This window comes from Aeromonas sp. AE23HZ002T15, assembly GCF_054165525.2.
On the sequence record NZ_CM201342.1, the window covers coordinates 4,388,880 to 4,413,966 of the forward strand.

Sequence of the window (25,087 nt, forward strand, 5' to 3'; positions counted from 1 at the left end):
TTAGAGAGCCGCGGAAGACGGATAAGGAGTCTTTATGAAATTACTGGATGTGAAAGATCTGCGGGTCGAGTTCAAGACCCCGGATGGCAATGTGGTGGCCGTCAACGACCTCAACTTTTCTCTGGCCGCGGGCGAGACCCTCGGCATCGTCGGTGAATCCGGCTCTGGCAAATCCCAGACCGCGTTCGCCATCATGGGCCTGCTCGCCAAGAACGGCGTCATCACCGGCTCCGCCAAGTTTCAGGGTGACGAGATCCTGAACCTGCCGGAGTCCAAGCTCAACCGCATCCGCTCCGAGAAGATCGCCATGATCTTCCAGGACCCCATGACCTCGCTGAACCCCTACATGAAGGTGAAGGATCAGCTGATGGAAGTGCTGATGCTGCACAAGGGGATGAGTAAGGCGGCGGCGTTCGAGGAGTCGGTTCGCATGCTGGACGCGGTGAAGATCCCCGAGGCCCGCAAGCGGATGAACATGTATCCGCACGAGTTCTCCGGCGGCATGCGCCAGCGGGTGATGATCGCCATGGCACTGCTGTGCCGGCCGCAACTGCTCATCGCCGACGAGCCGACCACGGCCCTGGACGTGACGGTGCAGGCCCAGATCATGACCCTGATGAACGAACTCAAGCGCGAGTTCAACACCGCCATCATCATGATCACCCATGACCTCGGTGTCGTCGCCGGTATCTGCGACAAGGTGCTGGTGATGTACGCTGGCCGTACCATGGAGTACGGCAAGGTCAACGACATCTTCTACCGCCCGAGCCACCCCTATACCGAGGGCCTGCTGCGCGCCATCCCCCGCCTCGACACCGAGGGGGAGGTGTTGCCCACCATCCCTGGCAACCCGCCCAACCTGCTGCGTCTGCCCACCGGCTGCCCCTTCCAGGAGCGTTGCCACAGGGTGAGCGAGATCTGCGGCAAGCAGTCCCCCATACTGACGCCGTTCAACGACGGCCGCGAGCGGGCCTGCCACTGGGTATCGGATGCCATGAGCAAGGGAGGCAACTAAATGGGAACTGACAAGAAACTGCTGCTGGAAGTGTCCGACCTCAAGGTCCACTTCAGCATCAAGAGTGACAAGGCCTGGCCCTGGGCCAAACCCTCCGCCCTGAAGGCGGTGGACGGGGTGACCCTGCGCCTGTACGAGGGGGAGACCCTGGGGGTGGTGGGTGAGTCAGGCTGTGGCAAGTCCACCTTCGCCCGGGCGCTGATCGGCCTGGTGCCGGCCACCGACGGCAAGGTGGTCTGGCTTGGGCAGGATCTGACCAAGCTGGAGCAGGGGGCGCTGCGAGAGAAGCGCAAGGAGATCCAGATGATCTTCCAGGATCCGCTGGCCTCCCTGAACCCGCGCATGACCATAGGTGACATCATCGCCGAGCCCCTCATCACCTTCTATCCCAAGCTCTCCAAGGAGGAGGTGAAGGAGAAGGTGCGCGCCATGATGACCAAGGTGGGCCTCTTGCCAAACCTGGTGAACCGCTATCCGCACGAGTTCTCCGGTGGTCAGTGCCAGCGTATCGGCATCGCCCGGGCGCTGATCCTGGAGCCCAAGATGATCATCTGCGACGAGCCGGTCTCGGCGCTGGATGTCTCCATCCAGGCGCAGGTGGTGAACCTGCTGAAATCCCTGCAAAAGGAGATGGGGCTGTCCCTCATCTTCATCGCCCACGATCTCTCCGTGGTCAAACACATATCGGATCGGGTGCTGGTGATGTATCTGGGCAATGCGGTGGAACTCGGCACCCGCCAGGAGATCTTCGCGAACCCCCTGCACCCCTACACCAAGGCGCTGATGTCGGCGGTGCCCATCCCGGATCCAGACTTGGAGCGCAGCAAGGTCATCCAGATCTTGGAGGGGGATCTGCCGTCCCCCATGAATCCGCCGTCTGGCTGCGTGTTCCGCACCCGCTGCCCGGTGGCGGGCCCGGAGTGCGCCAAGACCCGGCCCATGCTGGAGGGGAACTTCGATCACGCTGTCTCCTGCCTCAAGGTGGATCCGCTCTGATCGTGACCCATGACAAGGGGCGCCCAGGTGGCGCCCCTTTTATTTTGCAAAGGGCAGAAGATGCCCCTTGGCGTTATCTTTCAGGGTTGCTATCATCCGCGCAACAAGGGGAGTAACTTCTCGCCGGTTTGTCGTCATTACGGTGCACGCATTTATGCAGTGGACCCGGCAGCCGGGCAGCGATTGAATCGCTGTAAGTGAGACCTTGCCGAGAGGCAAGGTGTATCTGCTCCAAACGCAAACCCACACCTCTCGGTCGTGGGTTTTGTCGTTTTTGGAGAGGTGAAAAATGGGTGAATGGTGGATGTGGACCGGTTTCTTCAGCATAGTGCTGGTCCTGTTATGGATTGACATACGCTTCGTCGGCGGCGGCAAGGCGCACAAAGTCTCGCTGAAAGAGGCGGGGATCTGGTCCCTCATCTGGGTGAGCGTGGCCCTGTTGTTCAACTTGGCCATCTGGCTCTGGCTGGATCACAGCGCAGGCCGTGAAATCGCGAACCAGAAGGGGCTGGAGTTCCTCACCGGCTACCTCATCGAGAAGGCGCTGGCGGTGGATAACGTCTTCGTCTGGCTGATGCTGTTCGGTTACTTCGCCATCCCGGCCGAGTTGCAGCGCCGGGTACTGCTGTACGGGGTACTGGGTGCCATCGTGATGCGGGCCGGTATGGTGTTCGCCGGTAGCTGGCTCATCGAGCAGTTCCACTGGATCCTCTACCTGTTCGGCGCCTTCCTGCTGCTGACTGGGGTCAAGATGCTGTGGGCCGCCGACAAGGAGCCGGATCTCGCCAACAACCCGCTGCTGGGCTGGATGCGCCGTCGCTTCAAGGTGACCGAGAACCTGGAAGGGGAGAACTTCTTCGTCTGGCGCGACGGTGTGCGTTACGCCACGCCGCTCTTGCTCATTCTGGTGCTGGTGGAGGTGAGCGACCTCATCTTCGCGGTGGACAGTATCCCGGCCATCTTCGCGGTGACCACGGATCCCTTCATCGTGTTGACCTCCAACATCTTCGCCATCATGGGCCTGCGCGCCATGTACTTCCTGCTGGCAGGTGTGGCAGAGCGCTTTGCCCTGCTGAAATACGGCCTGGCGCTGATCCTGATGTTCATCGGGGTCAAGATGCTGCTGCTGGACGTGTTCAAGATACCCACCGGCATAGCGCTCGGCGTAGTAGCGCTGATCCTGCTGACCTCCATGGGGTTGAGCCTCTGGGTCACGCGCAAGAAAGACGGTGTGAAAACCGTCTGATTGCCAAATCACTAAAAAGGGCTCCCGTGGGAGCCCTTTTTCATTTCAGATCCGCGATCAGCGCTTGATCTTCTTGGGGTTGGTGTAACCCCAGATGGTGTACATGTCCGCCAGCAGGGCGCCATTGTACTCTTCCAGATCCGCCTGTTTCACCTCGGCCTCACCCTGGCGGCCGAACAGCACCACCTCGTCACCGGGTTTCACCCCCTTCAGATCCGTCACGTCCACCATGATGGTGTTCATGGAGGTCTTGCCAACCACGGGTACCTTCTGACCCTGGATCAGCACATAGGCCTTGTTGCTGAGCGCGCGACGATAGCCGTCGGAGTAACCGAGCGGCAGGTTGGCCAGCAGGGAGTCTCGCTTGAGGGTGAAGGTGCGGTCATAGCCGACGGTGTTGCCGGCCGGGTAGTGGTTCACCGAGGCGACCTGGGTCTTGAACGCCATCACGCGCTTGTACTCTGTGTAGGAGGGGATGGAGTCGCCGTACAGCAGGCCACCCGGGCGCACCATGTCGAAGTAGGCGTCAGGCACTTCCAGGGTGGCGAAGGAGTTGGCGGCATGGATGGTGATCTTGCTGCGATCCAGCTTGCCCGCCTCCAGCAGCCACTGGCTGTCCAGCTTGAACTGGGCCAGACCCAGCTTGACGTCCTCTTTCTCCTCCACCGGGAAGTGGGTCATGATGCCGACCGGGGTGATACCCTTCAGTTGGAGCATGGCCAGGGCCTCGTCCTTGGCACCAGACTGGCGCAGGTCGATGCCGTTGCGGCTCATGCCGGCGGAGTTCAGGCCGATGTGCACCGGTACCTTGGTGTTGTGACGCAGGGCGATGTCGGAGATGCCCTTGGCGCTCTCCAGGCTGCCGATGAGCTCTTCGAGCTTGTAGGGCAGGGCCTGTTCCACCTCGGTCGGGGTGGCGGCACGGACCCGCATCAGCCGGCCCTCGAAGCCCTTCTCACGGGCCACGCGGGCCTCTTCATTGCTGGCGATGCCGATGCAGGGGATGCCCGCCTTGACCACCGAGGGCACCAGCAGATCGATGCCGTGGCCGTAAGCGTCCGCCTTCATGATGGCGCAGATCTGCGGGCCCTTGTCACCGAGGCGATCCTTGAGGGTCTGGATATTGTGCTCAAACGCACCCAGATCCACTTCCAGCCAGGCGTTGGCGGCGGTCTGCTCCTGGCCGTTGCGGGTGTCGCTGGCCAGCGGCAGGTAGGGGGCGGCGACCGCCTGGCCGGCCAGCAGGCCGAAGACCAGGGTAGCGAGCAGGGTTTTCTTGTGCATGGGATGATACCTTCTTATTGTTCCTGTTGAGGAGGTCTGGGTTCAGACGCGAGAGGCGGTGTTGCTGGGCTGTTGCTTCTATGTAGATGATCTCTTTAACTTTTTACCCAGCCACCGGCGATGCGAGTGTATCTCATTGGCGCCATTCGTGGCACTTTTTGCAGGAAGAAAATATGCGTTTCGAGCTGCGTATCCCACCTTTGTTACTGTTTGTCGTCATCGCCCTCGTCATGTGGCTGGGGGGCGGGGAGGGCAGGGGCTCCGGAGTCTTGTTGATCCTGGCCACGGCTCTGCTGCTGGCGGGGGCTCTGCTTGGGGGCGGAGCCTTGCTGCACTTCGCCCACCAGCGCACCACTGTCAATCCCATCCGGCTGCAACAGAGCCGGGTGCTGGTGACACAGGGGGTCTATCGCATCAGCCGCAACCCCATGTACCTGGGGCTCCTGTGCTGGCTGATGGCGCTGGCCTGTTATCTCGGCGGGATCGCCGTCTGGCTCGGCCCTCTGCTGCTGTTTGGCTGGCTCACCCGCTTCCAGATCCTGCCGGAAGAGCGGGCCCTGCGCGCCCGTTTCGGGGTCGCCTACCTGCAGTACTGCCGCCGGGTGCGGCGCTGGTGTTGAGGCGCGAACAACAAAAAGGCCCGCAGTTGCGGGCCTTTTTTCATGGCGGTGATTGTCACGCCTTGGCGAGTTCGCCCTCGCTCTGGGGCTGGGTCTCCCCCAGGCTGTCTTCGGTCTTGGCCACCACGCTGGCGGCGATGGCGTTGCCCAGCACGTTGGTGGCGGAGCGGCCCATGTCGAGGAAGTGGTCGATGCCGAGCAGCAGCAGTATGCCGGCTTCCGGGATATGGAACTGGTTCAGGGTGGCGGCGATCACCACCAGGGAGGCGCGCGGCACCCCGGCCATCCCCTTGGAGGTGACCATCAGCAGCAGCAGCATGGTGATCTGCTGGGCCATGGAGAGCTCGATGCCGTAGGCCTGGGCGATGAACATGACAGCGAAGGTGCAGTACATCATGGAGCCGTCCAGGTTGAAGGAGTAGCCCATGGGCAGCACGAAGCTGGCGATGCGTTTGTCACAGCCAAATTTCTCCAGACGATCCAAGGTCTTGGGATAGGCGGCCTCGGAGCTGGCGGTGGAGAAGGCGAGCAGTATGGGCTCGCGGATCATGGCGAGCAGGGTCAGGATGCGGCGACGGATGAAGAGGCTGCCCATGGCGATCAGCAGCAGCCAGAGGCAGGCCAGGGCCAGGTAGAACTGGGCCATGAAGCTGCCATAGGTCACCAGGATGCCGAGGCCCTCCTTCGCCACCATGGCGGAGATGGCGCCGAACACCGCGAAGGGGGCGAAGTTCATCACGTAGCCGGTGACTTTCAGCATGATCTCGGCGGTGCTGGCCATCAGGGTGACCACGGGTCTGGCCAGATCACCGAGGGCGGCGGCTGCCAGGCCGAAGAAGAGGGAGAAGACCACGATCTGCAGGATCTCGTTGGTGGCCATGGCCTCGATCACGCTCTTCGGAATGGCGTGGGTGATGAAGTCCTTGAGGGTGATGGCCCCCGCCGCGACGCCTGAGGTCGCGGTGTCATCGGGCAGGGAGAGGGAGAGGCCCACACCCGGCTGCAGCAGAGTGACCATCACCAGACCCAGGGTCAGGGACATGAGTGAGGCCAGCATGAACCAGGCCAGGGTCTTGGCGCCGATGCGGCCCACGGTACGGGTGTCACCCATCTTGGCGATGCCGACCACCAGGGTGGTGAACACCAGGGGGGCGATGATCATCTTGATCAGACGCAGGAAGATGTCGGTCAAGATGGTGATGTTACTGGCAAAATCGGCGGCCTCTGCGGGCGCCAACAGGCGGTAGCCCTGGCCAGTGGCAATGCCAAGCAGCATCGCGATAAGAATGGCTACCGTCAACTTGTTCATTTTCATGGGGAATCCCAGTGTCTATGTGTGCAGTGCAGGCAGCAAGGGTGCCACCTTAGTCCGTTTTTGTGATCCGGGCCATGGAATCCTGACAGCCGGTGTGCTGGCAGCATGCCTAATCGCGAGGGGGAAATCCAGCGGCTTATAACCGAACTTTATGTTGTTATTAGGTGTATGTGATATGGATCTTGCATTTTGCTTATATTAATCACTGTTTATTTTTATGTTTGCGAGATAAACAGCTTCCAAACTCTGATCGTTCGAGGGGGTCTGGCCGAAGGAGAAGGTCAGCAGGGCCGAGATACGGTGCTCCACGTGCATCTCGTCCATGAAGGTATCGGGTTCGTACTCATCGAAACCGAACTGGGGGCGCATCGGGCTGACCCTGACGGCGTCCCGCGCCATGGTCAGCGCCTGCACGTTCACCCACTTGTAACCCTGCGCCTGCGCCATCTCACCCGCCCTCTTGAGCACGTATTTGCGAGCGAGCTCCCTGTCCACCAGATCGTTGCCCACGAACTCCAGCTGCCACTTCGCTGGCCCAAGCTGGGTCTGGGAGAAGCCGGTCTGGCCGTTCCAGAAGGATTTCTCGCTGTCATAGGCGGTGGCACAGCCACCGAGCTGGACAAGCAACAGGCCGCACAGGGCGAGGCCAAGGAGGGAAGAGCGGGGAAGCGACATCAGACAGACCCGAGAGGGAGACAGGCCATCACTACAGCACAACGGGCGGGGAGAGACAATCCGGCCATGAGCCATAAAAAGAAAAGGCCTTGTCGTCTGACAAGGCCTTTCTCTGGGAATTTGGTCGGTGTGAGAGGATTCGAACCTCCGACCCTCTACACCCCATGCAGATGCGCTACCTGGCTGCGCTACACACCGACGGAGTCAGCTCGGCTGACGGGGGCTGAGTTTATGGAGATGCCCACGCCCTGTCAACAGGGGAAACCGCACTTAGCGATCGTTCGCCTGCTTTGCGAGCAACTTCGGATCAAAGTGCGACCAGTCGCCCTGGGCGGCGCCGTTTTTCATGGTTCGCCGGCCAAAAAAACGGCCACCCTGTGGGTGGCCGTCTGGCGCAGTGAGAACACATCCTGCAGAGGGGAGGATCAGCGGTTGAAGGTCAGCCGCTTGTCCAGCACCTTGTCGGTGACCTGACCGTTCTGCCAGGCGATCTGGCCGTTGACCAGGGTCATCTCAAGGATGGCGCTCTGGAAGCGGTTAACCTCTCATATCAGCGGTTGAAGGTCAGGCGTTTGCCCAGTACCTTGTCGGTGACCTGACCGTTTTGCCAGGCGATCTGGCCGTTGACCAGGGTCATCTCTATGGTGCTCTGGAAGCGATAGCCGTTGAACGGTGACCAGCCGCACAGGTAGAGCAGGTTGCTGTCGTTGACCACATAGGGCTTGCCGAGATCCAGCAGCACCAGGTCGGCGAAGTAACCCTCGCGGATGTAGCCGCGATCCTGCACCTGGAAGCGCTCGGCCACCGCGTGGGAGGTCTTCTTGACGATGGTCTCCAGGCTGAAGACGCCGTTGTGATAGAGCTCCAGCAGGGCCTGCAGGGAGTGCTGTACCAGGGGCACGCCGGACGGCGCCTTGAAGTAGCTGTTCTGCTTCTCTTCCCAGGTGTGGGGGGCGTGGTCGGTGGCGATGATGTCCAGCACGTCGTTGCGTACCGCATCCAGCAGGGCATGTTGATCCGCCGCGCTCTTTACCGCCGGGTTGCACTTGATCTGGCTGCCCAGGGTGTCGTAGTCCGCCTCGTTGAAGAAGAGGTGGTGCACGCACACCTCGGCGGTGATGTTCTTGTCTTTGAGATCCTTCAGATCCGGGGTGGCGGTGAAGAGCGACAGCTCTTTGGCCGTGGTCAGGTGCAGCACGTGCAGCTTGGCGCCGTACTTCTTCGCCAGCCCCACCGCCATGCTGGAGGACTTGTAGCAGGCATCGGCGCTGCGGATGCGGCCGTGCTCGCGCATGGGCACATCCTCGCCCCACTTGGCACGGGCCTCGTCTTCCAGCACCTTGATGGACGGAGTGTCCTCGCAGTGGGTGACTATCATCACCGGGCTCTCGCGGAAGATGGCCGCCAGGGTCTCCTGGTTGTCCACTAGCATGTTGCCGGTGGAGGCCCCCATGAAGATCTTGATGCCGCAGGACTGCTTGGGATCGAGCTTCTTGATCTCTTCCAGGTTGTCGTTGGTGGCACCCAGGTAGAAGCTGTAGTTGGCGGCGGCGGAGTTGGCGGCTATCTGGTATTTGGCTTCGAGGACATCGATGGTGGTGGTCTGGGGATTGACGTTGGGCATTTCCATGAAGCTGGTGGTGCCACCGGCCACGGCGGCCCGGGATTCGCTGGCGATGGTGCCCTTGTGAGTCAGGCCGGGCTCCCGGAAGTGGACCTGGTCATCGATCATCCCTGGGATGAGGTGACGACCCGCGGCATCGATCACCACGGCATCCGGGGCGCTGATGTCCGGGGCGATGCGGGCTATCCTTTCCCCCTCGATCAACACGTCTGAGGCATAGATGCGACCTTCGTTGACCAGGGTGGCGTTCTTGATAAGCAATTTGTTCATGGGGGGTTCCAGTTCCTTTGCCGATAATCCGGGGTCATAATATCCCAAACTGCACTTTCTCTGTAGCAAGGTCTGAGTGATGAAGTTATTTGTAAGAGATTTGACCGTTATCGACTCCAGCTATCTGTGTGAACGCCGTGGCATGGTAGGGGAGAGCTGGCTGGTCGACATCGAAATGAGCGGTGAGCTCAACGAGATGAGCATGCTGCTGGACTTTGGCCGGGTGAAGAAGCTCATCAAGTCCATCATAGACGAAGAGGTGGATCACAAGCTGCTGGTGCCGACCGGCTGCGGCCTGGTGCAGATAGCAGAGCTCGATGATGGCGAGTGCACCGTGGATCTGCTGCGCCCCCACCGCTCCATCCATTTGCGCTGCCCGGCTCAGGCGTTCGCCTTCATTCCCGCCCCCCAGGTGGACAAAGAGTCGGTGACCCGCTACCTGCTGGGGGTGCTGGCCACCCGCTTGCCGGGCAATATCAAGGACTTGTCGCTGACCCTGCGCCAGGAGCGCCTCGACGGCGCCTTCTACCACTACAGCCATGGCCTGAAGAAGCACGACGGCAACTGCCAGCGCATCGCCCACGGTCACCGCTCTCCCATCGAGATCTCCGTAGATGGTGAGCGCGACGAGGAGCTGGAGCTGAACTGGGCCGAGCGCTGGAATGACATCTACCTCGGCACCGAAGAGGACAAGGTGGCCCTGTCCGCGCTGAATTTAAGCGATCTTGCCAAGGCCCAGCTGGGTGAGCATCACCTCGGCTTCAAGTACGTGGCGCCCCAGGGGCTGTTCCAGCTGGCCATGCCAGCGGCGGAGGTGGAGATGATCGACACCGACACCACCATAGAGCTGCTGGCCCACTACATAGCCCGCGAAATCAAAAAGCAGGTGGGGGACAAGTTCGTGAAGATCGTCGCCTATGAAGGGGTCGGCAAGGGCGCCATCGCCTACGCCTGATCTGGCATCCAAAACACATAAAGCAAGGCTCCCGATGGGAGCCTTTTTATTGCCTGTGTGGCGGCTCCTAGGCCTTAACTGCGGCCCTGGGCCAGCAGGCGGACGGCAAGCAAGCCTAATACCGTTGCCATCAGATAGCGCTGCACCGCGAGCCAGAGCCGATGGCGGGCAAACCAGCCCGAGATATGGGCGGCAGAGAGCGCTACCCCCAGGTTGACGGCGGCGCTGATGAGCAGTTGCACAGTGCCGAGCTGCAGGCTCTGGCCGAGCACGGATCCCGTCTGCGGGCTGATGAACTGGGGCAGCACCGAGAGGTAGAAGATGGCCACCTTGGGGTTGAGCACGCTGGTGAGCAGCCCCATCAGAAACAGCCGGCCGGGGGAGTGGGCCGGCAGGGTCGATGGCTCGAACGGTGAGCGGGATCCCGGCCGGATGCCCTGCCAGGCCATCCACAGCAGGTAGAGGGCGCCGGCGACTTTCAGCAGCTCATAGCCCATGGGGATCGCCATGAAGAGGGCGGTCAGGCCGACGGCGGCGCACAGCATGTGGACGCTGAAGCCGAGCACCACGCCGCCCCATGACATGAGGCCCGCCATCCGTCCCTGGCAGAGGGAGCGGGAGAGCAGGTAGATCATGTTAGGGCCCGGGGTCAGGGCCATCAGCAGGGAGGCGCCGGCAAACAGCAGCAACTGGCTAAGGGAGATCATGGGAACATCCTGGAGACTGGGGTGACAGAGGAGGCATATGGCTATGCTGGCCCAGGGGCGGGCGGCTGTCCGTGATGCAGATCAGGCTTTCATCTTAAGCCGGGGCGGCAATAAAAAGGGGCCGGCAGGCCCCTCGGAAACGGTGGTTGATGCGGCCCTTAGGCGCTCAGCCGGAAGCGCTGCACCAGCCCCTCCTGCTGCTCGGCGAGGGAGTCGAGCTGCTGGCTGGTCTCGGCCACCCGCTCTATGCCCTGATAGTTGAGATCCGAGATGTCGGAGATGCGGTTGAGGTTGGTGGCGATGTCGGCGCTGGTGGCCTGCTGCTGCTCGGCGGCGGAGGCTATCTGGCTCGACATGTCGCTGATGAGCACGACTATGCCCTGTACCTCTTCCATGGCGTTGTTGGCCTGGGAGCTCTGATCCATGCAGCTGTCCATCTCCCGGGAGCACTCCTCCATGACGTTGACCGCCCGGGCGACCCCCTGCTGCAGGTTCTCGATCATCTGCTGGATCTCGCTGGTGGACTGGGCGGTGCGACCGGCCAGGTTGCGCACCTCGTCCGCCACCACAGCGAAGCCGCGGCCCTGCTCACCGGCCCGGGCCGCCTCGATGGCGGCATTCAGGGCTAGCAGATTGGTCTGCTCGGCGATGCCGCGGATGACGTCGAGGATGTTGCCAATCTGGCCGCTCATGGCACTCACGTCGCCGATGACGGCGCCGGTCTGCTGCAGCTTGCCCGCCAGCTGATGGGTGGTGGTGATGTTGCCGGCCATCACCTTGCGACCCACTTCCGAGGCCTTCTCCACGTCCATCACCCGTTCCAGAGTCTGGTTGGCGGCCTGGGCCACCTCCCGCACAGAGGCTTCCATCTGGGTCATGGCGGCGGCGACCGAGGCGGTCTCCTGACGCTGCTTCTCGAGATCCGCGCGCACCGACTCCGTGGTGTGGCGGTTGTCATGGGCGGCGCTGTTGAGCTGGTTGGAGGCCTGGGAGAGCTGGCGCAGCACGTCCCCCATCTGCTGGATCAGCAGGTTGATCTGGCTGCCGAGCTGGCCGAACTCGTTCTGGCTCTTGAAGCCGACCCGCTGGGTCATGTCCCCCTGGGTCACCTCGGTCAGCACCCGCAGCAGTTCCTTGAGCGGACGGCGGATGGCCTTGCCGAGGGTGTAGGCCACCAGGATGGCGACCAGGATGGCGATGACGATGCTGATGGCCTGGGTGAGGGTGCTCTGGGTCTGCACCCGATCCGAGGCCTGGATGCTGGCGTTCATCAACTGCTGGCTCTGGGCGGTGATCCCCTCCAGCTTGTTCTGGATGGCGAGGATGAGCTGGCTCGCCTGCTTGCTCTGCTCACGCATGGCCTGCTGCTGCTTCATCAGCGCCAGGTATTGGGCGAGCACCCCTTCGTTGCCCGTGGTGTCGCGCACGAACCCATGGACGTAGTGGCCCATGTTGTTGTCGAAGTCCTGGAGCTCACCCTGCAGATCCTTGATGGTGCTGTTGAAGCTCTCGATCTGCATCTTGTTGCGCTTGAGGGCACCCTCGATGGGGGCCGGGATGCTCTGGTTCAGGGCATCCATGGTGGAGAGCTCGATGGCGGAGAGCTTGGTGGTCAGGGTCTCGGACAGCATCTTGATAAAGCTGTCGTCGATGGAGACCATCATGTCACCCAGGTTCTTCTTGAACTGGGGCAGGCTGACCTGAAATTGCCCCTTGGCCTGATTGACCTTGTGCAGCCGGGTGAGCAGGGCCTCGTGTTCGGTGGGTAGGGTCTGGGTGAGCTGCAGGTAGTCCCCCGCCAGCTTGGTCAGGGCCGCCATCTCTCCTTGCAGCTCCGGGTGGGCCGCCACCTGGGCCTTGAGGGCCGCGAGTGTCTTGTCGACCTGGGCCTTGGCCTGTTGCAGTTCGGCCACTTCCCCCGGCAACAGCTTGGGATCCTGCTCGGTCAGCACGTCGGTGAGCCACTTGTTGGCGCTGAGCAGGCTGATCTGGGTCTGGCTGCTGGCGATCACCAGGGGCATGGATTGCTGGGTTACCTGATCCAGGGCCCCATTGAGCTCACTCTGGCCGCGAAAGGTCAGTGCCGCGCTGGCGACCATGACGGCGACCAGGATGGCAAAGCCCAAATAGACTCTCTGTAAGATGGAGAGGTCTGACATTGTTTGTTTCATTATTGTCCCGCTGTCTATGCAAAAGTCCCTTGCCTGAGTACCCCGTCCCTTTGGTACCCTGCATGCCCTGGGTGGCCATGCCTCTGGTACGGAGGACGTCTCCCTGACTATCGGTATTCTTAACAATAACTGAAGTGATTGGGACAACGGCTGTGTCAAATATCGGCTTGTGTCACACTTGGCGGGCCTCGGCGGCGTTTTTGGGATTCGCTTGAGGTTTGTGTAAAATTTTCTTTTTCATATAAAGGAGTTACCCATGGCGCAAGAAACCATTTTCAGCAAAATCATCCGCAAGGAGATCCCCGCCGACATCCTTTATCAAGACGATCTGGTGACCGCGTTTCGCGACATCCAGCCCAAGGCCAAGACCCACATCCTGATCGTGCCCAATGTGCTGATCCCCACGGTCAACGACGTGGAGCCCGACCATGAGCTGGCGCTCGGCCGCATGTTCACCGTGGCGCGCAAGCTGGCGAGCGAGGCCGGGATCGCCGAGAACGGCTATCGCCTCATCATGAACTGCAACCGCCACGGCGGGCAGGAGGTCTACCACATCCACATGCACCTGGTCGGTGGCCAGCCCCTGGGACCCCTGCTCAGCCTGTGATACGCCCCGTTGCCCTGACCGGCCTGCTGTTGGCCGGTCTGCTGCTGGGGGGCTGCGCCTCCCATTGGCAGGATCTCTTCGTCTCCTACTCCGATCAGATGGTGCCCCAGCGCAACCTGCTGCTGCAGGGCAAGGCCGCAGAAGCCTTGCCCGAGGTGCGTGAGTCGACGCCGGGGGATGACACCTATGTGCTGGACAGGCTGGAGCAGGGGCGCATCGCCTGGCTCGCCGGTCAGGATGCAAACAGCAAGCAGGCCTTCGCCGCCGCCGACAGCCGCCTCGCCTGGGAAGACGAGCAGGCCCGATACCGGCTGAGCCGCGGCCTGGCCCAGGCGGGCAGCCTGCTCACCAACGATCAGACCCTGGGGTATCTGGCGCCGGACTACGAGCGCACCATGCTGCACCACTATCTGGCCCTCAATTACCTGCAACGGGGGGACGCCGAAGGCGCCCTGGTGGAGGTGCGCCGGGCCAATCAGGTGCAGGAGCGGGCCCTCAAGACCCGGGCCGACGAGGTGCGAGCGGCCAGGGCAGAGGCGGGCGACGAGGCCCGGATGCGCCAGCTGGTGTCGCGCGGGGTGCCCGATCTCGACCGGCTGGTGGGCAAGGTGAAAAACGGTTTCCAGAATGCCTACACCTTCTACCTCTCCGGCGTGCTCTACGAGGGGAGCGGGGATCTCAACGACGCCTGGGTGGACTACCAACGCGGCTATCAGATAGCGCCGGACAACCTGAGCCTGCAGGATGCCCTGCTGCGCTTGGCGGTGCTGCGCGGCTCCCCGGACGAGCTGCGCGAGACCGAGAAAAAATTGGGACGCAAGGCACCGCCGCTGGTGAAAAACCAGGGCCAGCTGGTGGTGTTGTTCGAAGATGGTCTCATCCCGGCGCGACGGGAATTCTTCCTGCCGCTGCCCATCGCAACCTCGGGGGGTGATTTTCGCACCTTTACGGTGGCGGTGCCCTATTACGACAATAGGGCCGCGACCACGGGCCCGCTCAGCGTGACCCTCGGCAATCGCCACCAGCAGACCAGCTCCCTGGTGCGGCTCGAGGCGCTGGCCGCCAAGGATCTGCAGGAGCGACTGCCCGGCATGTTGACCCGCCAGGCCTTGCGCCTGCTGGCCAAGGAGCAGCTCAGGCGTTCCGCCGCCAAGGAGGGAGGGGATGTGGGCAACCTGGTGGTGGGGATCTTCAATGCCCTGTCCGAGCGGGCCGATACCCGCAGCTGGCTGACGTTGCCTGCCGAGGCGAGCAGCTGGCAGGCCATGGTACCGCCGGGGGAGGTGACCCTCACCCTGGGGGCGGGTAGCGCCATGCGCCAGTTACCGCTCACCGTTCACGGCGGGTGCACCACCCTGGTGTGGGTGCAGCGCCTCGGCGCTGGCCTGAGCACCCGGGTGATGCCCATTTAGGGGGCTGTGAGTCCCCACCCCGGATAACCAAGGCTCCCCTCGGGGAGTGACACATAGCGTGAGGTGACGATGATGAAAGCCCATATGGCGGCCCTGGGCCTGACACTGCTGCTGTCCGCCTGCAGCACCAATACCTCCGGCGTGGCGCTCTATGCGCCGGCGGGGGGTGCGGCCACCCTGGAGACCCACAACGGCTCCCTGGACGCGGCCCTGACCGAACAGAGCCGGCGCCAGCAGAACGGTCTGCTGCAGGTCAACGTGATCCTGACCAACACCCGGTCCGGGGACAACCACCTGCAATACCTGTTCTACTGGTACGATGGCAGCGGTCAGGAGGTGGCCAGCGATGGTCGCGGCTGGACCCCCATCAAGCTCCACGGCCACCAGAGCCGTACCCTGTCAGCCCTGGCACCCAATGAGAGCGCCCAGGGTTACAGGGTCTATGTACGCGAAGTGATTGAGGAATCGAACTGATGAAAATGAATCCTGCCCTGCTTGCCTTGAGTGGCGCCCTGCTGCTCGGCGGCTGTTCCAGCACCACCGTCAGCTATGGCGATCCGACCGAAACCGAGACGGTGACCGTGGATTACGGCTCAAGCGACCTGCAGGCCATCGCCGACAAGATGGCGGACTCCATGCTGGGCTCGCCGGCCACCAGCGAGATCACCGCGGGGGGTCGTCCCGTGATGTTCATGGACAGCATCCGCAACAAGACCTCGGAGCACATCGACACCGAGGCCATCACAGACACCCTGCGCACCAAGCTGCTGCGTTCCGGCAAGTTCCGCTTCGTCGACATGAGCAAGGTGGCGGCGGTCAAGCAGCAGCTCGAATACCAGCAGGGCAGCGGCATGGTGGATCCCGCGACCATGGTGCGCCTCGGCAAGCAGACCGGCGCCCGCTACATGGTCTATGGCAACCTCGCCAGCATCGTCAAGGACAACGGCAAGGTGAAGGACGTCTATTACCAGATGACCATGAACCTGATGGATCTGGAGAACGGCGAGCTGCTCTGGGCCGATCAGAAAGAGATCCGCAAGCAGGCGAAGACCTCCACCTTTGGCTGGTAAGTCGTCTCAGGGGGGGGACGGTGCGAAGGATCTGCGGGGCGATCTCGCCGAGCTTGCCCTGCTCGCCAGCCTGCCGGCCCCCTGGTGTCAGGGACGCCTCGAACCCCTGGGGGAGGGGCTCACCAACTGCAACTACCGGCTGACCCTGCCCTCTGGGCGGCGCGGTTTCTTGCGCCGCGGTCACCCGGATCCGGTGCGCCTCGGCATCGACCGTGCCACCGAGTGGCAGCTTTACCGGGGCGCCATGGGGCAGGGCATCGCCTTGCCCTGTCATCACAGCGATCCGGCCTCTGGCCTGATGTTGCTGGACTGGTGCGACGAGCCAAACTGGGCCTTGTCCCCCCCACCGCCGGACGAGCAACCCAGGCTGCTGGCCGAGGTGCTCGGCCGCATGCACCGCCTGCCGGTGCCCAAGGTGGTGATGGCGGTGCGGGCCCATGCGAAGGGGTATCGCGACCGCCTGGCCCAGGTGCCGGACTGGCTGCCGGCCCTTGAACGGGCCCTGCTTGCGAGCCGGGAGCCGGACGATTGCTGGCTCCCTTGTCATCATGATCTCAATCCGGCTAACTTGTTGGGACCCAAGCCCTGGGTCATCGACTGGGAGTACGGCGCCGCCGGTCACCCTGGCTTCGAGCTCGCCAGCATAGTGCGTACTCACGGCTGGTGCGAAGAACAGCAGCGCCAGTTGGAGAGCTGCTATCTTGAAGGCAGGGAAGGCGCTCATAAGCTGCTCAATGGCAAAGGATTTCAGGCCGATGCCTTCCTGCCATGGGTCGATTACATCGGCCTGCTGTGGGGGCTTTTGATGGCCGAGCAACAGCCTGGGCCCGATTATCAGGCCCTGATCGACAAGAACCGCCAGCGTCTGGAATAGCGCTGGCCCCTGGATTGCGGCGGATGGTCCCCGGCGCCACAGCCGAACAACAAGCCCTGCACGACGCTAGTTTCTCAACGATTGGAGGCATGCATGCGAACCACCCTCTCATGGCGTCAACCCCGTAGCTGGAGCCTGCTGCTGCTCTGCCTGCTGCTGACGGGCTGCGCCACCCGGGTCATCTACTACTGGCTCGACTCCGCCATCGTCTGGCAGCTGGACGACTACTTCTCACTGGATCGCAACCAGAAGAAGCTGCTGGATACCGAGGTGAAGGGGCTGATGGCCTGGCATCGCCAGCACGAGCTGCCCATCTACGCCAGGGATCTCGACGCCCTGGCCAAGGCGGTGGCAAGCCCCATGACCCCGGAGCAGGTCTCCCTGCATCTGGACAAGACCCAGGCCAGCCTGACCCGCACCCTGGAGAACGCCATTCCCCGCACCGTGCGCCTCGCCCGAACCCTGACGGACGCCCAGGTGGCCCACTTCATGGGGGACAGGGTGAAGCGCCAGCAGGAGCGTCAGCACGACTTTGCCACCGAGTCTAAAGAAGAAATGCTCAAGGGTTTCAGGGACAAGATGAACGAGCGGCTGGTGTTCTGGATTGGCAAGGTCAAGCCGGCTCAGGCCCCGCTCGTCGCCCAGTGGGCCGAGTGGCAATACGAGATGATGGGCCCCTGGCTCGAGTTTCAGGGGGCCTGGACCAAGGAGCTGGATAGGCTGATGAAGCAGCGTCAGAGCCCGGACTTCGGCAAGGAGCTGACCCGCTTGCTGCAGCAGGGGGATGGCCTGATGGATGGCCGCTTCACCGGTTACACCGATCAGTCCCGCCAGCGCACCATCAAGTGGCTCAGCGATCTCAGCCAGTCCATGGATCTCTCCCAGCGGGCACACCTCTACACCCTGCTCAAGGACTATGCCGAGGACTTCGAGGAGATGACCCGGGGCCGCTGATCATCCTCATCCACCCCACGAGGGCGGCAGGCTGCAAGGCCTGCCGCCCTTGTCCTTATGGGGGTGCTGTGGTAGCTTGCCCCCTCTGTTACTCAGGAATTAACTGTTTGAGTCGTCTGGATAACGTGAAACTGGCCGCGATGGCACTGCTCATTGCGCTCACCCTGTTGTTCTCTACCCTGCCGGTGGGGGGCGTCGCCCTGTCCGCGGCGCAGCAGGGCAGCGAGCAGAGCCAGATCGCGCACCTTGCCAGCCAGAGCGACGACGGCGTGGTCAAGTTTGTCGGCACTAACCAGACTCACCTGCTGCGCCTCGAACACTCACTGCGCAGTGACAACGCCCCGGGCAAGGTGGTCTACGAGCTGGTGCAGAGCTGGTCCCAGCAGGCCATCTTGTTGCTGCTGTGCGGCCTGCTGCTCCATCTCGCCCTCCATTACCCCAAGCAGAGTTTCCGGCATCACTTCGCCACCCTGCATAGCCGGCGCCTGCAGCGCCGACACCTGCAATACCGCTTCTCCCAGAGTTTCCTCGCCTGACTCCGATGGGGTCAGACTGCCATCTGTCGCCTCATCGTCTCTCCGTAACCGTTCAGTTTGACTGAACGGTTAGGCTGCTTTGTTTCGTTTTTTTACGCGGTGTGCGTGGTCACATCCGTCGCTTTCGCCTGACAGAGGCCGATCTCATGAGAAAAAAGAGTCATCTCATCCTGAACCGCATGAGCCTGTGGCAGTACGCCCTGCTGCTGCTCATGCTGCTCACCTTCACGTTTTATTCCCTGCCCACCTTCTTCGGTGAGCAGCCCTCCCTCGGCCTGCACGGCCAGCGCACCCTGACCGAGGCTCAGCGCACCCTGTTCGAGCAGCACAAGATCCCTCTGCTCAAGGAGGTGCAGCAACAGGAGCGGGTGGAGCTGGTGTTCGAGAGCCAGGCCGATCAGCAGCGGGCCAAGCAGCTGCTGGAGCAGCAGGGCTTCGAGAGCGCGGCCCTGACCCTGGAGTTCTACTCCAACGCCCCGACCTGGATAAGCCAGCTCGGCGCCGCCCCCATCAAGCTCGGGCTGGATCTGCGCGGTGGCTCCCAGCTGCTCATCGGGGTGGATCTCGACTTCGTCATCGACAACCAGACCAAGAACCTGGTGGACATGCTGCGCACCCAGTTTAGGGAGGCGCACCTGAGGGGGGCCAACGTGGCGCGGATCGCGACCGGGGAGGTGCGGGTCATTCTGCCGGCGGGAGTGGAGCAGGGGCCCTGGCTCACCATCATCCGGGATACCGCCGGTACCCGGCTGGATCAGTGGACCCAGCAGCGCAGCGGCAACGAGTTGAAACTGGTGATGAGCGAGGCCGAGCGAACCCTGCTGGCCAACAACGCCGTGACCCAGAACCTCTCCATCCTGAAGAAGCGGATCAACGAACTCGGCATCGTCGAGGCCTCGGTCCAGCGTCAGGGTCAGGACGGCATCCGTATCGAGCTGCCCGGGGTGCACAACCCCAAGCAAGCCAAGGAAGTGATCGGTGCCACCGCGTCGCTCGCCTTCTATCAGGCCAAGCCGGACAGCCACTTCTTCATGGCGGATCGCAACGGTCAGGCGGTGGGCATGGCCCGCAAGCCGGTGCTGACCGGTGAGCACATCGTCGATGCCCGCGCCGGCATGGGGGAGATGGGTCAGCCCCAGGTGAGCATAGTGCTCGACAGCCTGGGGGGCAGCAAGATGAACCAGTTCAGCCGCCAGCACGTGGGCAGCGCCATGGCCACCGTCTTCACCGAGTACAAGACCAATGCCCAGGGCAAGCTGCGGGCCCAGAGCGAGGTGATCAACGTCGCCACCATACAGACGGCGCTCGGCAACCAGTTCCGCATCACGGGGCTCGCCAGCGTACCGGAGGCCCAGGAGCTCGCCATGCTGCTGCGGGCCGGCGCCCTGACCGCCCCCCTCAAGATCCTGGAGGAGCGCTCCATAGGCCCGACCCTGGGTCTTCAGAACATAGAGGCGGGTTTCACCGCCCTGGCGTTCGGCATGGCCGGCATGATGCTGTTCATGATGGCCTGGTATCGCAAGTTCGGCTGGGTCGCCATCACGGCGCTCATCGGTAACCTGCTGATGCAGGTGGGCATGCTGGCGGTGCTGCCGGGGGCCGTGCTGACCCTGCCGGGGATCGCCGGCCTGGTGCTCACCGTCGGCATGGCGGTGGATACCCATGTGCTGATTTTTGAGCGGATCAAGGACAGGCTGCGGGAGGGGGGGACTCTGGCCAATGCCATCGACTTTGGCTATCGCTCGGCGTTCAGGACCATCTTCGATGCCAACCTCACCACCCTGATCTGCGCCGTGGTGCTCTACTCCATTGGCTCGGGGCCGCTGCAGGGCTTCTCCATCACCCTGATCCTGGGGCTCATCTCCAGCATGGTGACCGGGATCTGGGGCACGCGCGCCATCATCAATCCCCTGTGGGGCGCGAGCCGCGCCAAGCTGCTGAGGGTATGAGCATGAGCCATCGTGTGTACCAAGTTGCCGCGCGTCCGAGCCTGCTCCGCGCCATCCGCTTCCCCGAGGGAAGCCCGAGCCATCTGCCGTCGAGGGAAAAACAATGCTGAGAATGATCACTGCCATGGGGCTGACCCGCTGGCGTTACATAGGTTTGTGGATTTCCGTGCTGCTGACCGTCGCCAGCATCGCCGTGCTGGCCATCAAGGGGCTCTCCCTCGGCCTCGACTTCACCGGCGGCATACTGCTGGAGTTCCGGATCCAGACCCTGAAGGAGGCCCATGAGCTCAACGCCCTGCTGAGTGCCCCCCTGGCCGGGGTGGTGGAGCTGAGCTCGGCCGGCGTGCCCGGCGAGTGGCTCATCAAGCTGCCCCCTCACGAGCTGCCCTGGCCGGCCGAGGAGCTGGCGACCATGCTGGGTCAGCAGCTCTCTCTGCCGGTGGAGCTGCTGCGCACCACCATAGTCGGGCCCCAGGTGGGCGCCGAGCTGTTCCAGCAGGGGATGTTGGCGGTGCTGGTGGCCTCCCTCGCCATCTCCGCCTACCTGGCGGTGCGTTTCGAGTGGCGTCAGGCCATCGGCATCCTGGTCTCAGTGCTGCACGACGGCCTGGTGGCCATCGGGCTGCTGTCGCTGTTCAACATCGAGTTTGACCTCAACGTGATCGCGGGCCTGATGGCGGTGATCGGGTATTCCCTGAACGACAGCATCGTCATCTCCGACCGGCTGCGAGATCTGCTCGGTTCGCGTACCCAGATGGGGATCCACGAGTGTTCGGACGTGGCCATCAAGGCGACCTTCAGCCGCACCATGATCACCTCGGGCACCACATTGTTCACCGTGGGGGCCCTGCTGCTGTTTGGAGGGGATGCCCTCTACGGCTTCTCCTTCACCCTGTTCGCCGGCATCCTGGTGGGGACTGTCTCCTCCATCACTGTGGCCTCCACCGTGCAGGAGCTGCTGGGGCTCTCACCCCAGGCCTACCAGAAGAAAGAGGAGGAGAGCCTGGCCGAGGCGGCCTGACGTCCTTCGTTCACTTCCTATGCAAACGGGCCAGCTGGCCCGTTTTTTTATGCCTTGGCTTATGGCCCCTGGCTAGAATCCCGAACCTGGCTGCTGCAAGAAGGTGGTCTCTTCCCCCAGATCTGGGCGCCCCAGGATGGCGTTGCGATGGGGGAAACGGCCGAAGCGATCGACGATCACCCGGTGGCGGCGGGCGAAATCAGCGAAGCCCTCGAAGGTGTCCCGGGCCTCGCCGCCGGCCTGCTCCACCGCCAGCGCCTCGAATAGAGCCACGCTCCTGGCCTGCTGCTCGCCGGACTCTGCATGCTCCAGCGGCAGGTAGAAGAAGACCCGGCCCAGCGGCGAGAGCCCCTTGTCCGCCCCCAGCACCAGCCCCTTGAGGCAGAGTTCCCGCGCCTTGGCGTCCTGGGCGAAGGCGGCCGGGGTGCCCCGGTGGATGTTGCGCGGTACCTGATCCAGCAGCAGGATGAGGGCGAGACGCCCGGCGGGCACCTCGGCCCAGTCGTCGAGCTTGCCGGTGGCGGCGGCCTCGGCCAGCTCGCCGAAGCGGTGCTGGATGAGGGCGTCGGTCTCGCTGCTTTTACCCCACCAGAGTGAGGATTGGCGCCGGGCGCGGGTGACATCGTCGGCGTCATCGCCAAACCAGAAATCGAGCAGAGGTTGCCAGGGCTGCATGGAAACTCCTTGGGCCAGAAGGGCTTGCGGGTGAAACAAGGCCAATTGGCCCTGTCATGGGGGCTGCCGAAACGGCGGCTTCTCGCTACACTGTGCCATCTTTTGCCCGAAATGAGGAAGTCCCTCGCCTGTACTATCTGGCGGATCCCAATGATCAGCCTGGTGCTCGTGACGGCCGCTTGCTCGCTACCCAGATGAGGAATACCTGATATGGCCGGAACCAGTTTGTTGGCCCTGCTCGACGATATTGCCAGCGTGCTCGATGACGTGGCGTTGATGACCAAGATGGCGGCGAAGAAGACCGCCGGGGTGCTGGGGGACGATCTCGCCCTCAACGCAGAGCAGGTATCCGGGGTGCGGGCGGAACGGGAGCTGCCGGTGGTGTGGTCGGTGGCCAAGGGGTCGTTTCGCAACAAGCTCATCCTGGTGCCCGCCGCCATCGCCATCAGCGCCCTGGTGCCCTGGCTCATCACCCCCTTGCTGATGCTGGGGGGCGCCTACCTCTGCTTCGAGGGGGCCGAGAAGCTGGCCCACAAGTTCCTGCCCCATGAGGCCGAGGAGGGGAACCATGGCCCCATCCCGGACGATCTGGTGGCCTTCGAGCAGCAGAAGATCAAGGGAGCCATTCGTACCGATTTCATCCTGTCCGCGGAGATCATCGTCATCGCCCTCGGCACCGTACAGGGCTCGAGCCTCGGTCTGCAGATCGCCGTGGTGGCGGGCATCGCCCTGTTGATGACGGTGGGGGTCTACGGCCTGGTGGGGCTCATCGTCAAGCTCGACGACATCGGCCTGCACCTGCTGCAAAAACCGGATGCCGGCGCCCTGCGCCGCGCGTTCGGGCGGGGTCTGCTGGTGACGGCCCCCAAGCTGATGCACCTGCTGGCGCTGGTCGGCACCATCGCCATGTTCATGGTGGGTGGCGGCATCCTGGTCCACGGCTGGCCCTTCGTTCACCACCTCATCGAAGGGGTGGCCGCGAGCCTGGCTCCCCTGGCCGGTGTGGGCGCCGTGCTGGCCGCCGTGACGCCGACCGTGCTCAACGCCCTGGTGGGGGTGCTGGCGGGTCTGGTACTGGTGCTGGCCATGACGCTGGTGAGCCGACTCAAGCCCGCCAAATAGGGCGTAGCGCACCATTTTCCAGACACCTTGTTGGTTGACCAGAATGGGGGCTAGGCAACTGCCTGCCCCCTTCGTACTATCGGGTGGCGACTGCCCACCAGAGGCGGCGCCACCCGATTTGGACGCAGACAAACAAGGACAGTTATGACGCCACTCATCTGGCAGGATGATCACATCTTCGCCGCCCCCGACTGCCCGGCCGTTGACGCCGGTTTCCACCATGCACAGCAGATCCTGACCAGCCTGAAACCGCTGCTGGACGAACTGCCAACCACCCAGGACACCAATACACTGCGACATTTGCTGCGCACCATACGGCGGCAGGCCGAGGAGGTGACGCGGCTGGCCTGGAACGCCCAGACCTATGGCTACAACCGCTTGAGCCGCAATGGTCGCGATGAGCCCGCCAAGGTGCTGCTCTCCCGTGGCCAGCAGTTGCAGGCAAGCCTGGCCCAGCTCATCAAACCCGTGACCCTGTTCTGGATAAATGTGCCTGAGGCGCAGTTGCGGCTGCTGCTGCAGGATCCCGAGCTGTTCGAGCTGGCCTATGACATTCGCCACGCCCGCCGCCTGCGGGATCAGCGCCTCTCGCTCGAGTCGGAGCAGCTGATCGAGGGGCTGGCAGTGGATGGCCTGCAGGCCTGGGGGGATCTCTATGACAGCCTGGTGGGCAGGCTCAGCCCCCGGGTGGAGGGAGAGATCATGGGGCTGGCGCAGGCGGACAACCTGCTCTCCCACCCGGACAGGGCGCGGCGCGCCCACGCCTGGCACGGCATTCAGGCCGCCTGGGCTGGCGAGCAGGAGACGGTGGCGGCCATCCTCAATGCCATCAACGGCTGGCGCAACGAGCTCGCCACCCAGCGCGGCAAGGAGCGCTTGCTCGATGCCCTGGACGTCTCCTGCCATCAGGGGCACCTCGAGCGCCACACCCTGGAGACCCTGATGGGGGAGGCAGATGCCCACAAGGAGCTCGGCAGGCGAGCCTTGCGCGCCATGGCAAGCGCTCAGGGGATCGACGATTTCGCCCCCTGGGATCTCTATGCACCGCCCCCCGCGACGAGTTCGGTCGCCATCAGTCTGGAGCAGGCCCTCCGCCTGGTGGCGGATGCCTTCGAAAGCTTCGACCCCGAGATGGGGGCCTTCGTGCACCTGATGGCGGAGCGGGGCTGGATCGACGCCTACCCGAGCGAGCACAGGCGCAGCGGTGCCTACTGCACCGAGTATGCCCATCCCGCCGAGCCTCGGGTGTTCATGACCTTCGAGGGCACCCTGGACAACGTCATCACCCTCGCCCACGAGCTCGGCCACGCCTGGCACAGCTGGTTGCTGCGGGAGCTGCCGCTGGAGCAGCGGGACTACCCCATGACGCTCGCCGAGACGGCCTCATTGTTTGCCGAGACGCTGGTGCGGGAGGCGCTGCTGGCCCGCATGGAGACCCGGGAGCAGCGGCGGGACATCGCCTGGATGGACGGGGAGCGGGCCGCCAGCATGCTGCTGGACATTCCGTCCCGCTTTGCGTTCGAGCGGGCGCTGGTTGCGGCGCGGGGAGAGGGCTATGTGGGGGTGAGCCAGCTCAGAGTCATGATGAAATCCGCCAAGGAGCAGTGGTATGGTGACAGCCTTTGCCAGTATGACGAGCTGTTCTGGGCCAGCAAGGGTCACTTCTCCATCGCCGAGTTCGGGTTTTACAACTACCCCTATCTGTTTGGCTACCTGTTCAGCCTGGGGCTCCATGCCCAGAAGGAGCGGGTCGGCGGCGACTTCGTCGAGGCCTACCGGGCGCTGCTCACGGACACAGGGCGCATGAGCGCCGAGGATCTGGTGGAGAAGCACCTGGGGATCGACATTCGCGAGCCCGCCTTCTGGCAGGAGAGCCTGCGCCAGGTGGAAGAGGCGGTCAGCCGCCTCGAGCGGCTGGTGTGATCCATCCGCTGCCGGGCTGGCCGGTGAGCCCGCGCTGAGCAGGGGGGCGCCCTCTTGCGCCCCCAA

Annotated in this window: 23 protein-coding genes and 1 tRNA gene; 16 read left to right on the plus strand and 8 right to left on the minus strand. The window is 63.3% G+C overall.

The window, feature by feature from the left end:
- Positions 1-34: 34 nt before the first annotated feature.
- The 3 genes from ACT5M9_RS20520 to ACT5M9_RS20530 all read left to right on the plus strand — a co-directional run bounded on the left by ACT5M9_RS20520 (position 35) and on the right by ACT5M9_RS20530 (position 3,257).
- On the plus strand, positions 35-1,015 hold the full coding sequence (locus ACT5M9_RS20520; protein ID WP_349921832.1) for an ABC transporter ATP-binding protein: 981 nt from the start codon (positions 35-37) through the stop codon (positions 1,013-1,015).
- Positions 1,016-2,011: a murein tripeptide/oligopeptide ABC transporter ATP binding protein OppF gene (oppF, locus tag ACT5M9_RS20525; RefSeq protein WP_349921833.1), complete on the plus strand. Its 996-nt coding sequence runs from the start codon at positions 1,016-1,018 to the stop codon at positions 2,009-2,011.
- A gap of 289 nt (positions 2,012-2,300) precedes the next feature.
- A complete protein-coding gene (locus tag ACT5M9_RS20530) occupies positions 2,301-3,257 on the plus strand; it encodes a TerC family protein (protein WP_457979263.1) in 957 nt (318 codons plus the stop codon).
- A gap of 57 nt (positions 3,258-3,314) precedes the next feature.
- On the opposite strand, the gene alr is transcribed toward ACT5M9_RS20530, so the two are convergent.
- Complete coding sequence (alr, locus tag ACT5M9_RS20535; protein WP_457979261.1) at positions 3,315-4,541, minus strand: alanine racemase; 1,227 nt, start codon at positions 4,539-4,541, stop codon at positions 3,315-3,317.
- A 173-nt stretch (positions 4,542-4,714) separates the two neighbouring features.
- On the opposite strand from alr, the gene ACT5M9_RS20540 reads away from it, so the two are divergent.
- Positions 4,715-5,161, plus strand: coding sequence for a methyltransferase family protein (locus ACT5M9_RS20540; protein WP_457979259.1), 447 nt, complete (start codon positions 4,715-4,717; stop codon positions 5,159-5,161).
- 55 nt (positions 5,162-5,216) lie between these two features.
- On the opposite strand, the gene ACT5M9_RS20545 is transcribed toward ACT5M9_RS20540, so the two are convergent.
- The 4 genes from ACT5M9_RS20545 to ACT5M9_RS20560 form a co-directional block, all read right to left on the minus strand.
- Positions 5,217-6,476, minus strand: coding sequence for a dicarboxylate/amino acid:cation symporter (locus ACT5M9_RS20545; protein ID WP_457979257.1), 1,260 nt, complete (start codon positions 6,474-6,476; stop codon positions 5,217-5,219).
- 198 nt (positions 6,477-6,674) lie between these two features.
- On the minus strand, positions 6,675-7,151 hold the full coding sequence (locus ACT5M9_RS20550; protein ID WP_457979256.1) for a CC0125/CC1285 family lipoprotein: 477 nt from the start codon (positions 7,149-7,151) through the stop codon (positions 6,675-6,677).
- Between the two features lie 121 nt (positions 7,152-7,272).
- Positions 7,273-7,349 (minus strand) — tRNA-Pro (locus tag ACT5M9_RS20555).
- Positions 7,350-7,701: 352 nt separating this feature from the next.
- Complete coding sequence (locus tag ACT5M9_RS20560; RefSeq protein WP_457979255.1) at positions 7,702-9,045, minus strand: dihydroorotase; 1,344 nt, start codon at positions 9,043-9,045, stop codon at positions 7,702-7,704.
- Between the two features lie 79 nt (positions 9,046-9,124).
- Between ACT5M9_RS20560 and ACT5M9_RS20565 the strand changes: the two genes are divergently transcribed.
- Positions 9,125-10,000 carry a 6-carboxytetrahydropterin synthase gene (locus ACT5M9_RS20565; RefSeq protein ID WP_457979254.1) on the plus strand — a complete coding sequence of 292 codons (876 nt, stop codon included), beginning with the start codon at positions 9,125-9,127 and terminating at the stop codon, positions 9,998-10,000.
- A gap of 74 nt (positions 10,001-10,074) precedes the next feature.
- Here ACT5M9_RS20565 and ACT5M9_RS20570 read toward each other — a convergent pair whose 3' ends face one another.
- Both ACT5M9_RS20570 and ACT5M9_RS20575 read right to left on the minus strand, forming a co-directional pair.
- Positions 10,075-10,707, minus strand: coding sequence for a LysE family translocator (locus ACT5M9_RS20570; protein ID WP_457979253.1), 633 nt, complete (start codon positions 10,705-10,707; stop codon positions 10,075-10,077).
- 158 nt (positions 10,708-10,865) lie between these two features.
- On the minus strand, positions 10,866-12,878 hold the full coding sequence (locus tag ACT5M9_RS20575; protein WP_457979251.1) for a methyl-accepting chemotaxis protein: 2,013 nt from the start codon (positions 12,876-12,878) through the stop codon (positions 10,866-10,868).
- Between the two features lie 256 nt (positions 12,879-13,134).
- On the opposite strand from ACT5M9_RS20575, the gene hinT reads away from it, so the two are divergent.
- The 9 genes from hinT to secF all read left to right on the plus strand — a co-directional run bounded on the left by hinT (position 13,135) and on the right by secF (position 21,301).
- The gene (hinT, locus tag ACT5M9_RS20580) at positions 13,135-13,485 is read left to right on the plus strand and encodes a purine nucleoside phosphoramidase (RefSeq protein ID WP_033129807.1); all 351 of its coding nucleotides are present in this window, start codon (positions 13,135-13,137) and stop codon (positions 13,483-13,485) included.
- Entirely contained in the window at positions 13,485-14,897 is a 1,413-nt protein-coding gene (locus ACT5M9_RS20585) for a COG3014 family protein (RefSeq protein WP_457980585.1), read from the plus strand. The genes hinT and ACT5M9_RS20585 overlap by 1 nt, the downstream gene beginning before the upstream one ends.
- Before the next feature lie 72 nt (positions 14,898-14,969).
- Complete coding sequence (locus tag ACT5M9_RS20590; protein ID WP_457980583.1) at positions 14,970-15,371, plus strand: YcfL family putative periplasmic lipoprotein; 402 nt, start codon at positions 14,970-14,972, stop codon at positions 15,369-15,371.
- On the plus strand, positions 15,371-15,967 hold the full coding sequence (gene lpoB / locus ACT5M9_RS20595) for a penicillin-binding protein activator LpoB (protein WP_457979249.1): 597 nt from the start codon (positions 15,371-15,373) through the stop codon (positions 15,965-15,967). Before ACT5M9_RS20590 ends, lpoB begins: the two co-directional genes overlap by 1 nt.
- The gene (locus tag ACT5M9_RS20600) at positions 15,957-16,841 is read left to right on the plus strand and encodes a phosphotransferase (protein ID WP_457979247.1); all 885 of its coding nucleotides are present in this window, start codon (positions 15,957-15,959) and stop codon (positions 16,839-16,841) included. The genes lpoB and ACT5M9_RS20600 overlap by 11 nt, the downstream gene beginning before the upstream one ends.
- A 93-nt stretch (positions 16,842-16,934) precedes the next feature.
- The gene (locus tag ACT5M9_RS20605; RefSeq protein WP_457979246.1) at positions 16,935-17,795 is read left to right on the plus strand and encodes a DUF6279 family lipoprotein; all 861 of its coding nucleotides are present in this window, start codon (positions 16,935-16,937) and stop codon (positions 17,793-17,795) included.
- A 68-nt stretch (positions 17,796-17,863) separates the two neighbouring features.
- Positions 17,864-18,331, plus strand: coding sequence for a hypothetical protein (locus ACT5M9_RS20610; RefSeq protein ID WP_457979244.1), 468 nt, complete (start codon positions 17,864-17,866; stop codon positions 18,329-18,331).
- A gap of 146 nt (positions 18,332-18,477) precedes the next feature.
- Positions 18,478-20,280, plus strand: coding sequence for a protein translocase subunit SecD (gene secD, locus ACT5M9_RS20615; RefSeq protein ID WP_457979243.1), 1,803 nt, complete (start codon positions 18,478-18,480; stop codon positions 20,278-20,280).
- A gap of 103 nt (positions 20,281-20,383) precedes the next feature.
- Positions 20,384-21,301, plus strand: coding sequence for a protein translocase subunit SecF (gene secF / locus ACT5M9_RS20620; RefSeq protein WP_457979241.1), 918 nt, complete (start codon positions 20,384-20,386; stop codon positions 21,299-21,301).
- A 72-nt stretch (positions 21,302-21,373) separates the two neighbouring features.
- On the opposite strand, the gene ACT5M9_RS20625 is transcribed toward secF, so the two are convergent.
- Positions 21,374-21,976: a DUF924 family protein gene (locus ACT5M9_RS20625; protein WP_457979239.1), complete on the minus strand. Its 603-nt coding sequence runs from the start codon at positions 21,974-21,976 to the stop codon at positions 21,374-21,376.
- 210 nt (positions 21,977-22,186) lie between these two features.
- On the opposite strand from ACT5M9_RS20625, the gene ACT5M9_RS20630 reads away from it, so the two are divergent.
- Together ACT5M9_RS20630 and ACT5M9_RS20635 are read left to right on the plus strand one after the other, a co-directional pair.
- Positions 22,187-23,098, plus strand: coding sequence for a DUF808 domain-containing protein (locus tag ACT5M9_RS20630; protein WP_457979237.1), 912 nt, complete (start codon positions 22,187-22,189; stop codon positions 23,096-23,098).
- Positions 23,099-23,242: 144 nt separating this feature from the next.
- Positions 23,243-25,021 carry a M3 family oligoendopeptidase gene (locus tag ACT5M9_RS20635; protein WP_457979236.1) on the plus strand — a complete coding sequence of 593 codons (1,779 nt, stop codon included), beginning with the start codon at positions 23,243-23,245 and terminating at the stop codon, positions 25,019-25,021.
- Positions 25,022-25,087 lie beyond the last annotated feature (66 nt).

Bases quoted from the DNA above. Each gene is read 5' to 3' on its own strand.
- ACT5M9_RS20520 (WP_349921832.1), top strand. From the start codon at position 35: ATGAAATTACTGGATGTGAAAGATCTGCGGGTCGAGTTCAAGACCCCG.
- oppF (WP_349921833.1), top strand. From the start codon at position 1,016: ATGGGAACTGACAAGAAACTGCTGCTGGAAGTGTCCGACCTCAAGGTC.
- ACT5M9_RS20530 (WP_457979263.1), top strand. From the start codon at position 2,301: ATGGGTGAATGGTGGATGTGGACCGGTTTCTTCAGCATAGTGCTGGTC.
- alr (WP_457979261.1), bottom strand. From the start codon at position 4,541: ATGCACAAGAAAACCCTGCTCGCTACCCTGGTCTTCGGCCTGCTGGCC.
- ACT5M9_RS20540 (WP_457979259.1), top strand. From the start codon at position 4,715: ATGCGTTTCGAGCTGCGTATCCCACCTTTGTTACTGTTTGTCGTCATC.
- ACT5M9_RS20545 (WP_457979257.1), bottom strand. From the start codon at position 6,476: ATGAAAATGAACAAGTTGACGGTAGCCATTCTTATCGCGATGCTGCTT.
- ACT5M9_RS20550 (WP_457979256.1), bottom strand. From the start codon at position 7,151: ATGTCGCTTCCCCGCTCTTCCCTCCTTGGCCTCGCCCTGTGCGGCCTG.
- ACT5M9_RS20560 (WP_457979255.1), bottom strand. From the start codon at position 9,045: ATGAACAAATTGCTTATCAAGAACGCCACCCTGGTCAACGAAGGTCGC.
- ACT5M9_RS20565 (WP_457979254.1), top strand. From the start codon at position 9,125: ATGAAGTTATTTGTAAGAGATTTGACCGTTATCGACTCCAGCTATCTG.
- ACT5M9_RS20570 (WP_457979253.1), bottom strand. From the start codon at position 10,707: ATGATCTCCCTTAGCCAGTTGCTGCTGTTTGCCGGCGCCTCCCTGCTG.
- ACT5M9_RS20575 (WP_457979251.1), bottom strand. From the start codon at position 12,878: ATGAAACAAACAATGTCAGACCTCTCCATCTTACAGAGAGTCTATTTG.
- hinT (WP_033129807.1), top strand. From the start codon at position 13,135: ATGGCGCAAGAAACCATTTTCAGCAAAATCATCCGCAAGGAGATCCCC.
- ACT5M9_RS20590 (WP_457980583.1), top strand. From the start codon at position 14,970: ATGAAAGCCCATATGGCGGCCCTGGGCCTGACACTGCTGCTGTCCGCC.
- lpoB (WP_457979249.1), top strand. From the start codon at position 15,371: ATGAAAATGAATCCTGCCCTGCTTGCCTTGAGTGGCGCCCTGCTGCTC.
- ACT5M9_RS20605 (WP_457979246.1), top strand. From the start codon at position 16,935: ATGCGAACCACCCTCTCATGGCGTCAACCCCGTAGCTGGAGCCTGCTG.
- secD (WP_457979243.1), top strand. From the start codon at position 18,478: ATGAGAAAAAAGAGTCATCTCATCCTGAACCGCATGAGCCTGTGGCAG.
- secF (WP_457979241.1), top strand. From the start codon at position 20,384: ATGCTGAGAATGATCACTGCCATGGGGCTGACCCGCTGGCGTTACATA.
- ACT5M9_RS20625 (WP_457979239.1), bottom strand. From the start codon at position 21,976: ATGCAGCCCTGGCAACCTCTGCTCGATTTCTGGTTTGGCGATGACGCC.
- ACT5M9_RS20630 (WP_457979237.1), top strand. From the start codon at position 22,187: ATGGCCGGAACCAGTTTGTTGGCCCTGCTCGACGATATTGCCAGCGTG.
- ACT5M9_RS20635 (WP_457979236.1), top strand. From the start codon at position 23,243: ATGACGCCACTCATCTGGCAGGATGATCACATCTTCGCCGCCCCCGAC.